Source organism: Marinomonas sp. PE14-40, from assembly GCF_051623805.1.
In the GTDB taxonomy this organism is placed as follows: Bacteria; Pseudomonadota; Gammaproteobacteria; order Pseudomonadales; family Marinomonadaceae; genus Marinomonas.
The window spans coordinates 4061856-4074335 of record NZ_CP130700.1 but is presented as its reverse complement, the minus strand read 5'-3'; the positions used below and the strand labels follow the sequence as shown (position 1 = coordinate 4074335).

Here is a 12480-nt window from a genome sequence, read left to right as displayed (position 1 = left end):
TTATACATGACTTATCACAAATAAGGTGAAATTAATCAACCAATTATCTTACAAAGTCCTTACACGGTTACAAAATGTAAAGTAAGGTCGTTTTCAACCCCCTACTTTTATTAAAAACTGTTACAAAACTAGGTTAACACTTTTAATATTACAAACTAACCTCTTGGTCAGTTTTAATTCGAATTATTTTGCTTACTGTCTCCATTCTGTTAAATTTGACATCCTTATTCTTGCGGCTCTTTTTAGACTTATTATGGAACAACCTCTCTACGAGAAAATTGCTGATCAAGTAGAACTACAAATACAAGAAGGGGTGTTTTTACCTGGCACTAAAATTCCTTCTGTACGTAAGTCTAGTAAACAAATGAGCGTGAGTGTAGCAACGGTTTTACAAGCTTATAGTTTGTTAGAAGACAGAGGTGTGGTGAAAGCAAGACCACAAAAAGGTTACTTTGTACAAGACAATCTCCCGGCTCCAGAATCCAGCCCACAATTTGAACCAAGTCAGGCACAAGAATCTGTTCCTGAGCTCATCCGTTCTTTACTTCATGCATCACAAAGACCCGATATCATTCAGTTTGGTGCAGCGATTCCACACACCCAGTTTTTACCTATCAGACAATTACAAAAATCTGTTGGGCGATTAATGAGACTAGAACCTGAGATTTGTGCCGCTTATGAGTTCACGCCAGGGTCTTTAAACCTAAGAAGACAAATAGCTATTCGCATGCTAGATGCAGGCTGCAATGTTCAGCCAGATGAAATCACCATCACGTTAGGCTGTCAAAACGCCATGATACTGGCATTAAGAGCCATCACAGTGCCAGGTGATACCATTATTATCGAGACGCCAACTTATCATGGTCTTCTCCAAGCAGTTGATGAGCTAAAACTTAAAGCGATTGAAATCCCTTGCGACTCTCAAACAGGCATAGATTTAGATGCACTTGAACAAGTCCTAGCCCAGTGGAAGGTGAAAGCCTGCGTAGTAACACCAAGCAATCAAAACCCTACCGGTGCCACACTGACTCAATCAGCTAAAACGCGTTTAATCAAACTTTGCCAGCAGCAAGACGTCACCTTAATAGAAGACGATGTTTACGGAGAGCTTAGTTACAGCGAAACCAGAGCTAAAGCGTTAAAAGCAGAGGATGCTCAGGCTGAAGTTATTTATTGCAGTTCTTTCTCTAAAAGCATTGCCCCTGGTTTTCGAATAGGTTGGATTATTGGCGCTAAATATCAGCAGCAAATAGAACAACATGCCTATGTAGAGTCTTTAGCTATTCCAACCCTAACCCAGAGAGCAATTGCTAATTTTCTGGAAAATGGGGCATATGATAGACATTTACGGAAAACTAGGCACACCTATGAGGAAAATTTACGCCGTTGCCAACACAGTATTAATAAATATTTCCCCGAAGGCACCTATACTTCAGACCCTAAAGGCGGTTTTTTACTCTGGATAAGCTTACCACCAGAAATAGACGCTTTAAGTTTACACAAGGCAGCACTGGAACAAGGGATAGGCACGATACCAGGCCTTGCCTTCAGCTTGAGCCACAGCTTCAATCATCATCTCAGAATAAACTACGCTATTAACTGGGATAACCGTATTGAAGGTGCATTGCGTTTATTAGGGAAGATGGCAAAACGGTTAAGCCTCTAAATCTTCAGTTTTTAATTTTTTATTAAGAACCACCTATAAATGGCATATATACTGCTTCTTTTTAATCTAACAAGAATAATTTAAGACCAAGTACAAAGAATTAAATTAAGATTCATTTGTTTCTATTTAAGTTAAACGAAAAAACAGAATCGAATCTTGAAAGAATAGCTTCATAAGCGAATATTATGCTGATTTTACTCTGTACAGATAGCGTGAAAAGCGTACAATTCCCATTCTTTTTTAATACTTTTGTATTTCGGTCGATAACCTATACATCTGAGTAACTTTTTGGCACGTCCTTATGGAATTTGTAGCGCATCCTAAAGACATACCACTTCATATAGAGGAAGTGGACACCCAGTCTTTCCAAGCAAATAGTTTGGAAATGAATGGGTTTGCCGGCATTATTTGCTTGACGCCTCAAGCCTATAATCCAGGCCAGTGTGTGCAATTAAAACTCGCTGAAATTGACCCTAACTTTTGCGTGACCGGGCGTATTGTATGGTGTGATAAAGAAGCAGATGAGTTCCGTATTGCTATCGAGTTCCCCTGTAAAGATGATTGTTATTGCGTCCGTATGGTAGAGCAACTCTCCCATATTGAGCATTATCGACGACAAGCAAAACAACAAGGACGAAGATTAAACTTTAATGATGCCGCAGCAGAATGGATTCAAAAATTTGCAGCATCCTTCCCCGCATTTACAGCCTAATAAATAACTTATGACACATCTAAGCGAAAAAGACATTGCCATTATTACGGATCAAATTGGCCGTACACCTAATGGTATAGCCAAGATAGCCCATTACTCTCCTGCTGGTATCCCTCAATCTTTGCAAATGCAAAGTTGGGTATTTAATCAGCCTTTTCCTACTTTATTCTGGCTATCAAGCAAAGCCATAGATAAAGCACTGGCTAAAATTGAAAGCCAAGGTGTCGTAAAAGAGTTAGAGCAAAGAATCCAAGATGACCCTGAGCTAAAAGAAGCACATCACCAATCTCATCGCGATTATATAGCGAGACGCTGGGAAGGAATGACAGAAGAACACAAAGCGATTATCGAAGAAAAAGGTTTCACCCCTTTATTTGAAAACTTAGGTATTGGCGGAATAAAAAGCTGGGATCAGGTACGTTGTCTGCATATGCAATATGCTCATCACCTTGTTGGTGATAATGCGATCGGCAGAATTCTTGACGCTGAGTATGGCATTAAAGCTATTGCAGACGCAGAAAAATAAAGGCACAAAAAAACCATCATTAAAGAATGATGGTTTTAAATAGATATTACTAAAGGCTAGTTATTATAAGTTAGCCTTCTAAAGACGCTTTTAACGCGCCACCGTCAGCAACACCTTTTTCTAGTATTTCTCTAATTTTATTAAAAGAAGCCGCAGCAATTGCAGGCCTTTGTGCGTATGTTGTTAAAGCGCCACCAGTCCATCCAGCTGCTTTAAGTACTTCTTTCTTAAACTGATTCCCTGTCACCCCAAGTCCGCCCATCGCCATGAGCTCGTCTTCTATTAATAAATAACTTGGGCGCTCGCCACCGAATTTCATAAAATCATCTGCCTGAACTGGCTCAAATTTGTTCGCCATATTTATCTCTCACCAATTAAAAGCAACTTTGGCTCTTTTAGAGAAAGAGCCGCCATGAACTAACGTTAGCCATAAGTCAGTTTTGAAACAAGCGAAAAGCTGTATAGAAACGTAATTTTTTTAATCTTTCGTTTTCACCCTATTAACAGCGTCTAGCCATCCGTGATAGAGAGCATCTTGTTGTGACTCAGGCATTTCACACTCAAATGCCTTATCTGACCACCATAAGGATGTAATTTCCTCTAAAGAAGAATAGACCCCTACTTTTAATCCTGCCAAAAATGCTGCACCTAAAGCCGTTGTTTCAGTTACCTTAGGTCGTTCAACTTTTACACCAAGAATGTCAGCCAAGAATTGTACAACCAAATCATTCACCACCATGCCACCATCAACTCTTAAAGAATTGAAAACCGCACCATCTTTTTCCATGGCATTCACAAGGTCTTTGGTTTGATAACAAACAGAACGTAAGCCAGCACTTACTATGTCTGCAACACTTGTATCACGAGTTAAACCTAACATTGCACCACGAGCATCAGGATCCCAATAAGGTGCACCTAAGCCAGTAAAAGCAGGCACAAGATAAACAGAGTCTTGGTTTCTAGCTTGCTCGGCCAATGTTTTTGTCTCTTTGGCATCATTAAAAAGTTTTAGTCCATCTCTTAACCATTGAATAGCTGCCCCAGCAATAAAGATACTGCCTTCAAGTGCATAAGTAACTTTACCATCAAGACGATAGCCCACCGTTGTCAGCATTTTATGTTCTGATTTAAGTGCTTCTTCACCTGTGTTTAATATCATGAAACAGCCCGTACCATAGGTACTTTTGACCATCCCTTTTTCAAAGCAAGCTTGACCAATTAAGGCTGCCTGCTGATCTCCAGCCATACCCGTAATTGGAATTTCTCCACCAAATAAATCACTCGATGACATACCGAAATCAGCGCTACAGTCCATGACTTCAGGGAAGAGAACGTCACCAATCCCCATTACCTCAATAAGTTCATCATCCCATTCTTGGCTATGAATATTGAACGCCATTGTCCTTGCCGCATTAGTTGCATCTGTTTTATGAGATTTACCCGATGTTAAATGCCATAACAAGAAAGAATCTATCGTGCCAAAAACAATATCGCCGGCTTCGGCCTTTGCTTTCACCCCTTCTACATTATCTAAAATCCACTTGATTTTTGTAGCAGAGAAATAAGGGTCTATTAGCAGACCTGTCTTAGCTTGAACTTTATCTTGCCAACCTTGATCCGTTAAAGTCTGGCAGTATTGACTGGTTCTTCGGTCCTGCCAAACAATCGCGTTATAAACAGGCTTACCCGTATTTTTATCCCAAAGAACGGTCGTTTCTCTCTGGTTAGTAATTCCTATCGCGGCTATATCTTGAGCAGTTAACCCTGTATCCTTGAGCACAGTGCGACAAACATTTAAGCTTGATTGCCAAATCTCTTCAGGATCATGTTCAACCCAACCGTCATGCGGAAATATTTGGTTAAACTCCTGCTGAGCTTGCCCAATGCGCTTACCTTTTGCATCGAACACTATGGCTCTGCTGCTAGTGGTTCCCTGATCAATTGCTAGAATATAATTAGTCATGGTGAGTCTCTATGGGCAAGTTTCATATTTAATTAAGTATGAAAGAGTTTACAATATTTCGAACATTAAATGTTCGTCTTTGAATCCTTTATATTAAAACCACAACTGCCTTCATTGGCAAGTCATAAAATTAGGAGCCTTTGACAGAATGGGTCAACAAACTCGACATGAAAAAATCACACTCTTTGTCAAAGAGCGTGGTTATGTAACCATTGATGAGCTTTCTGCACACTTCAATGTCACCCCACAAACAATACGCAGAGATATAAATACGCTTGCCGATGCTGATAAAATTCGACGCCATCATGGCGGTGCTAGTATTGATTCAAGCACAACCAATGTTGCCTATGCGACACGTCAAATTCTGCAACTCGATGCCAAGCAAGCTATTGCTCAAAAAATTGCGTCTGAAATTCCTGATCATGCTTCACTCTTTATTAACATAGGCACGACAACAGAAACCGTTGCTAAAGCATTACTTAACCACACAGGTTTGCAAGTAATCACTAACAACTTAAATGTCGCCAGTATTCTAAGCAGCAAGGAAGACTTTACTGTTATTATTGCTGGCGGCACAGTTCGCGCTCGAGATCGCGGCGTTATAGGCGAAGCGACACTCGACTTTATTAATCAATTTCGCGTTGATTACGGCATCATCGGCATTAGTGGTGTTGACCCACAAGATGGCTCGCTACTCGACTATGACTACCAAGAAGTAAGAGTGGCACAAAGCATCATTAACAATTCTCGTACTGTTTTTCTTGCCGCAGATAATGCCAAGTTTGGTCGTAATGCCATGGTAAGACTGGGTAGTATTAGCCAAGTAGACACCTTGTTTACAGATGTAGAACCACCTGAAGCTATTCAAAAGATCCTAAATGAGCATGATGTTGCCCTGACTTTATGCTTAGCAGACAATTCAAAGTAACCACGAATATCTAACATTTTCACCTTTTTAGTAAAGCAAACTTGCGAAATGAACAAGCTTGCTTTACTCTTTCGTTATTGAATGTTCGTTTTTGAACATTATTATTCAAAACTGACCAAGTTTACTAATATTGATATGTGGGATTAAGCAATGCCAGAAACAAACTTTGATCTTTTTATTGTAGGTGGCGGTATTAATGGCGCGGGAATAGCTGCTGACGCTGCTGGCCGTGGTCTATCTGTTGCGCTTTGCGAAATGAACGACCTAGCAAGCGCCACATCCTCAAATAGTAGTAAACTGATTCATGGTGGCCTCCGATATTTAGAGCATTATGAATTTGGTTTAGTTAAAAAAGCCTTGAACGAACGTGAAGTATTATTGAAAGTAGCACCACACATAGTGACACCTCTGCGCTTTCAAATGCCACATAGACCTCACCTTAGACCAGCTTGGTTAATTCGCATCGGCCTATTTCTTTATGATCACTTAGGCAAAAGAGAAGCATTAAGCGGTTCACATGGCGTTAAATACGATACTTCTAGCCCGCTAAAAAGTGAAATTACTAAAGGCTTTGAGTACGCAGATTGTTGGGTAGATGATGCAAGATTAGTTATCATTAATGCTTTAAGCGCTCAAAAAAATGGCGCTAAAATTTACGACAGACGCAAATGCATCAATGCTAAACGTAAGAATGGTGTTTGGGAAATCACGCTTCAAAAAGCAGGATCTACTGAAACAGAGACAGTGACGGCTAGAGGTTTAGTCAACGCAGCAGGGCCTTGGGTATCATCATTTATTGAAACCAAGCTAGAAAGAAAAGCGCCTTACAGTATTCGTATGATAAAAGGCAGTCACATTGTGGTACCTAAGTTATACGAACAAGATAATGCCTTTATCATGCAAAATGAAGATCAGCGAATCGTCTTCGCCATACCATACCGTAATGATTACACCTTAATAGGGACAACTGACGAAGAGTTCACTGGCAATCCATCTGAAGTCAGTATTTCTCAGGATGAAACAGATTATATTCTATCCGTTGCCAACCAACACTTTAAAGAGCAACTCAGCAATGAAGATATCGTTTGGTCCTACTCAGGTGTAAGACCTCTATTAGAAGATGAGTCTAGCGATCCATCCGCAGTCACTCGTGATTACACTTTGCACGTAGAAGACGAAGCAGGAAAAGCGCCTTTATTAAGTGTGTTTGGCGGCAAGATAACCACATATCGACAACTAGCGCTCTCTTGTATGGATGACCTTAAAGACTATTACCCAAATATGGGCAAAGAGTGGACACATTCAAGCAGTTTACCTGGTGGTGACCTTAACACTAGCCTTCAGGGTTACGCCGAATTACTACAAAGCAAATATCGCTTTTTAAACAAGAAGCTTGCTTACCGATACGCTAATTCCTATGGCACCTTATGTGAAACCTTCTTAAAAGGGGCGAATTCAATCGAAGCATTAGGACAAAGTTTTTCCAACGATTTATACCAAGTTGAAGTCGACTATTTAGTTAAACACGAATGGGCTTACTCTAGCCAAGATATTCTATGGCGCCGTACTAAATTAGGCTTAGAGTTTAGCAATGAAATGACAACTCAACTTGACCAATACCTTGCTAAGCAAGGTCTAGTAGCCGCATGACTTGAAGGATCTACACTCGATCATTCTCTATGAACCTAGTGTTCATTTTATAGCCGCACTTTCTTCATGAAAGTTGCGGCTTTTTTTTGAATAAACCCAAGAATAAATAAGGTTTCATGTTACTTTATAGGCCTGTTTAACCCCTCCTAGCTGGACCTCACATAAATGGATTTTATATTTTTCGATTTTAGCCTAAGCACCTTACTTATTTTAACTGGTGTGGCTTTTTTAGCGGGCATCATAGATGCTATTGCAGGTGGCGGCGGCCTTATTACCGTTCCAGCACTTTTATTTTCTGGTGTAGAGCCTGCACAAGCTTTAGCAACCAATAAACTACAAGGTTGTGCGGGCACTTTATCTGCCTCATACCATTTTATAAAACGACGAAAAGTCGACTTAAAGGCATTACTCCCAGCGATTATTACAACCGCTGTCGGGAGTGTATTAGGCACCATCTTAGTGGCTTATCTAGATAGCAGCTTGCTTCTTAAAGCTGTTCCTATCATTTTGATTTTAGTCGCCATTTTCTTTCTATTTCTCAATAAGCTACAGCCGTTTATCAGCAGTAAGGTGCAATTTTCCACCTTTGCTTTTGCACTTATTATTGGTACATCATTTGGCTTTTATGATGGTTTGATCGGTCCAGGCACGGGCGCATTTTTCACAACAGCTTATCTTTGCCTAACTGGCATGAATCTTATTTCGGCAACAGCAAATACCAAGGTGTTAAATGCAACCAGTAATGTCGCATCATTGGCGATCTTCTCATTTACAGGCCACGTTTTATGGGGATTGGGTTTTTGTATGGCAGCAGGTCAATGGTTAGGTGCACAGATTGGTTCTCGATTAGTTGTCACCAAAGGAAACGTTTTAATACGCCCTATGGTGATTACCATGTGCCTGCTAATGTCAGCTAAATTAATCCATACTAATTGGTTCTAATCTATAAATGCCGAGGGAGAGGTTAAGGTTGATTCTGGCTCATAATCAAAGCAGCTTTGTAATAACCAGATGAGTAAATCCTTTACCTCTCGGCGCAAACTTTGTGCTTGAGGGCAAACAAACAAATAACTCAAGCCATCATCCAATTCAGCTGTAAAAGGCTTAATCAGTTGCCCACTTTGAATATCATCCATGACTAAGGGAGTACGTCCTAATGCGACACCTTGGCCTGCTACAGCAGCCTGTATCGCAAGATCACCACGATTAAAACTAATCGCACGAGAGGGTTTCACTCCTTTTACATTGGCTTTTTGCAACCAATTTTCCCATTCAACATATGGGGTACTAAAGCGACTTTCAGAGTCATCATTTAATAATGGCAAACCAACAAGCTGCTGTGGTTCAAGTAATTTGTGCTGCTTTGCAAACTCAGGACTACAAACAGGGAATACCTTATCTTTAATTAATGGAACCTGAAAATCAGTGCCCTTATAAAGATGACTATGGACAATGGCAACATCCACCCTATCACGACCAAAATTTACTTCTTTATCATTAGCCTGTATCCGTAATTGCATATCAGGATACGCAGCTTGTAGATCTCCTAGCCTAGGAATTAACCACTTACTCGCAAAAGAAGGCATAACGGATAAGGTAAGAATATTAGATTGTTTATCTTCTTTTAATTCAGTTAGTAATGAATCAATTTCGGTAAAACTATGATTAAGTTGAAGGGCTAACCTTGCCCCTTCTGAGGTCAAGGTTAAACGCCTGTGATAACGCTCAAATAACTTAAATCCTATCCTATCCTCAAGTTGTCGTATTTGTTGGCTGACCGCACCTTGAGTGATATGGAGCTCTTCAGCTGTTTTGGTAAAGTTCAGGTGCTTTGCAGCAACCTCAAAAGTGAAGAGTGTGGCTAATGGAAGTTGTCGCATTATAAGGAACTCTCCAATTTATACTTAGGTGATCTACACCAAAAACGATAAAGAAAAACATAAAACCTTTATTAAAAGCATTACTTATTACAAAAGTATCAGATACAGACACTATAAAACTTAATTTTTATAGTTTTTTCATCTCCATATTAATGATTTTAAGAGATAAAATGAAAAATGGACTTTTTAAATAAGAATGTTTTTTAGATTAGCATAACTAATGCTAAAAATTAATTTATATCGTTTGTAGTTAGCTTAAAAATACCTAAAATACGCACATCTTCTCGATCTGATCGAGATGGATAAAAGCAGCCCTAACTGCTTTTATCTGGCCAAATTATGCCCCCACAGACATAGTTTGGCAGGTAAAAATGCTACCCACATGCATTTTTACCAGGCAACTGCTAGTTACTTTTGTATTACCGGGCAAACTTAGGTTTGCCCGGTTTTTTTTGCTTAAAATTTATGACTAAGACGACACGGCATCTTCACTACTCGGTTCTTTATCATGAATAATTGATTCAAATGCTTTTAAGCGCTTATAAATAGAAATCAATTCGACAATGGTACTCCAAGAATTCACAAGGAACTGGAAAGAATTTTCTACCTGCCCAAATGCACGTGAGATTTGCTGTAATAAACCCAGCGTAATCGCGCCTGCGACTATAGTTGGTGCCATAGCAATATAGGGAATTAAAACGGTAAATTGCAAATAAGACCACTTAGCCACATCAAAATACATATAGTGTAAATACAGGTTAAAGTAATTCTTACGAACATGAGTAAAGAGCTCTTTGACCGTTGGCGGATCAGCTCTTTCACTATTATCTTCACCGATAACTAACTCTTTTCGATAAGCCGCTTCCACTCTTTGGTTCTTAAACTCTAACCCGGGCAGTTTTACCCCTACAGCAGCTAGCAGCACAGTACCAAATAACGCAGATAAAATGGCAATGTAGACTAACGAATGATCTACGGGTCCAAAATAAGGTAATTCAGTCACATTTTCACTCAATACCCATAACAGAGGCAAAAACGCGACTAGGGTCATAATAGAGCGAATAAAGGCAACACCCAATCCTTCCATAATACTGGCAAAACGCATGGTATCTTCTTGAACACGCTGAGCAGCACCCTCAACATGGCGTAGCTTTTGCCAATGGCTCATATAGTATTCGTTCATCGCTGTACGCCAGCGAAAAATATAATGCCTAACAAAGAAGCCGAGCATCACGGCAATAAAGACATACAAGCCTGCAATTTTGGCGAAGGTAAAGCATTTACTAATAAACTCTTCTAACGAAACACTGTTTGGCTCAGCTAATGCCTGTTGTAAGGTATTATAAAAGTCACCAAACCATTCATTAATTTGCACATCTAACTGCACCTTATACCAGGTCACGCCCAAGATTAAAATTGAACCGAATAATGACCAGAGCAGCCACTTCTTATTAAGAAAAAAAGACTTAAACATTATCTACTTACCTATTCATTGTTGCGGCAACAAGCCACTTGTTAACTCTAATACACCTTATTTACAGCTGTCTCGTCAACCTTAACATCTTAATAAAATCAATTAGTTCAGCTTTATTTATTTAAAGACTAGCAAGTCACTGGAAAGGTTCAACTTTGACTTTCTTTTAGACAAAAAAAACGGCAACCAGTGGTTGCCGTTTTTTTGAATAACGAAACTAAGACATTAAGCAGCTTGGTTTTGCTCTTCTTGCTTTACCTGAAGGCCAACTTGAGACAAACGCTCCATTAGGCGAACTACCTGGCAGCTGTAACCGTACTCATTATCGTACCAAACATACAAAGTCGCTTGTTTACCACGAACTTTAGTCGATTGAGAATCTAGAATGCCAGCATTTTCACAACCAATGAAGTCAGAAGAAACCGCATCAGGTGCATCGCTATAAGCAATTTGACCTGTTAGTTCAGATGATGCAGACGCATCTTTAAGAAGTGCGTTGATTTCTTCAACTGATGTTTCTGCCTTAAGGTTCAAGCTCAATACAGCGATTGATACATTGATCACAGGAACACGAATTGCGCTACCGCTCAATTTACCTTCCAAAGCAGGAATCGCTTTAGAGACTGCTTTAGCAGCACCTGTTTCAGTGATAACCATATTCATGGCAGCCGCACGTCCGCGACGATCACCTTTGTGTACATTATCAATCAAGTTCTGATCGTTTGTGTAAGCATGTACCGTTTCAACATGTCCAGACTCAACACCGTATTTGTTTTCTAAAACAGATAGGATTGGAGTAATCGCATTGGTTGTGCAAGAAGCCGCTGAAAGAATTTGATCTTGGCTATCGATATCAGCATCGTTTACACCGAATACGATATTCTTCATTTGCTTACCAGGAGCAGTCAAAACAACTCGCTCAATGCCTGGGCGTTGTAAATGAACACTCAAACCATCATGGTCACGCCAGATACCTGTATTATCAACAAGTAGCGCACCATCAATACCATGTGCCTGATAATCAACTTCACTTGGATGTGAAGCGTAAATAATTTTTACTGGTTGACCATTAATGATCAATGTTTGCTGATCAGCATCAACCTTAACCAAGCCATCATAAGTACCGTGTACTGAATCATACTTAAGCAAGCTAGCACGCTTCTTAAGGTCTTTATCACCAGCTTTACGTACAACAATCGCCGCTAGCTTCATGCTTGGTGTTGTGTGACCAATGCTACACATACGACGTGCTAGTAGTCGACCGATACGGCCAAAGCCATAAAGTACAACCGGTGTTTGTTCGCCGCTATCAACGCTTGTTTGCAAAATAGCATCAAGTTCATTTTCAGCAATCAGTGCTTCTAGATCAACAACAGTATTAGATGCATTGCTATCTTTTAGCTCATTTAAAAGCTCTACGATTTGCGCAAGGTCAATCTCTGGATACTGATCAAACACTGTCATTAGACTTGTCACAGAATCAGCTAGAAGGCTTTTGCCTGCTAGTTGTACTTTAACGTTTTGTTCACGGCCCAATTGACCTAAAACAGGAATCATAGATTCAACAAGTGAAAGAGAGGTAAGCCAAGCGTTTGTCATTAGTTTCTCCGAAAGCAGTAACATAAAGCGATATTTGCGCGAATATTAGCTGGCAAAACGTCTCATTACAAATTGAAAGAAG

General features: G+C 39.9%; 11 protein-coding genes. 6 read left to right on the top strand and 5 right to left on the bottom strand.

What is annotated here, in order from left to right; genetic code table 11:
* Window positions 1-253 precede the first annotated feature (253 nt).
* The 3 genes from Q0A08_RS18780 to Q0A08_RS18770 all read left to right on the top strand — a co-directional run bounded on the left by Q0A08_RS18780 (window position 254) and on the right by Q0A08_RS18770 (window position 2904).
* Entirely contained in the window at window positions 254-1666 is a 1413-nt protein-coding gene (locus tag Q0A08_RS18780; RefSeq protein WP_438462997.1) for a PLP-dependent aminotransferase family protein, read from the top strand.
* Between the two features lie 301 nt (window positions 1667-1967).
* Window positions 1968-2378, top strand: a complete 411-nt coding sequence (locus Q0A08_RS18775; protein ID WP_438462996.1) for a PilZ domain-containing protein — start codon at window positions 1968-1970, stop codon at window positions 2376-2378.
* Between the two features lie 10 nt (window positions 2379-2388).
* Entirely contained in the window at window positions 2389-2904 is a 516-nt protein-coding gene (locus Q0A08_RS18770) for a DUF501 domain-containing protein (protein WP_438462995.1), read from the top strand.
* Between the two features lie 70 nt (window positions 2905-2974).
* Here the strand turns inward: Q0A08_RS18770 and Q0A08_RS18765 are convergent, their stop codons facing one another.
* Both Q0A08_RS18765 and glpK read right to left on the bottom strand, forming a co-directional pair.
* Entirely contained in the window at window positions 2975-3262 is a 288-nt protein-coding gene (locus tag Q0A08_RS18765; RefSeq protein ID WP_438462994.1) for a hypothetical protein, read from the bottom strand.
* Window positions 3263-3382: 120 nt separating this feature from the next.
* Complete coding sequence (glpK, locus tag Q0A08_RS18760) at window positions 3383-4867, bottom strand: glycerol kinase GlpK (RefSeq protein ID WP_438462993.1); 1485 nt, start codon at window positions 4865-4867, stop codon at window positions 3383-3385.
* Between the two features lie 148 nt (window positions 4868-5015).
* Between glpK and Q0A08_RS18755 the strand changes: the two genes are divergently transcribed.
* The 3 genes from Q0A08_RS18755 (at window position 5016) to Q0A08_RS18745 (ending at window position 8387) form a co-directional block, all read left to right on the top strand.
* Complete coding sequence (locus Q0A08_RS18755; RefSeq protein ID WP_438462992.1) at window positions 5016-5795, top strand: DeoR/GlpR family transcriptional regulator; 780 nt, start codon at window positions 5016-5018, stop codon at window positions 5793-5795.
* Window positions 5796-5945: 150 nt separating this feature from the next.
* Window positions 5946-7445, top strand: coding sequence for a glycerol-3-phosphate dehydrogenase (gene glpD, locus Q0A08_RS18750; protein WP_438462991.1), 1500 nt, complete (start codon window positions 5946-5948; stop codon window positions 7443-7445).
* A gap of 165 nt (window positions 7446-7610) precedes the next feature.
* Window positions 7611-8387 (top strand): TSUP family transporter, encoded by a 777-nt coding sequence (locus Q0A08_RS18745; RefSeq protein WP_438462990.1) that lies wholly within the window; start codon window positions 7611-7613, stop codon window positions 8385-8387.
* Here Q0A08_RS18745 and Q0A08_RS18740 read toward each other — a convergent pair.
* From Q0A08_RS18740 to Q0A08_RS18730, 3 genes are all read right to left on the bottom strand, one after another.
* On the bottom strand, window positions 8384-9325 hold the full coding sequence (locus tag Q0A08_RS18740; RefSeq protein WP_438462989.1) for a LysR substrate-binding domain-containing protein: 942 nt from the start codon (window positions 9323-9325) through the stop codon (window positions 8384-8386). The two genes, Q0A08_RS18745 and Q0A08_RS18740, sit on opposite strands and share 4 nt — an antisense overlap.
* 469 nt (window positions 9326-9794) lie before the next feature.
* Window positions 9795-10799, bottom strand: a complete 1005-nt coding sequence (gene sbmA, locus Q0A08_RS18735) for a peptide antibiotic transporter SbmA (protein ID WP_438462988.1) — start codon at window positions 10797-10799, stop codon at window positions 9795-9797.
* 225 nt (window positions 10800-11024) lie between these two features.
* Window positions 11025-12398, bottom strand: a complete 1374-nt coding sequence (locus tag Q0A08_RS18730) for a glyceraldehyde-3-phosphate dehydrogenase (protein ID WP_438462987.1) — start codon at window positions 12396-12398, stop codon at window positions 11025-11027.
* Between the last annotated feature and the right edge of the window lie 82 nt (window positions 12399-12480).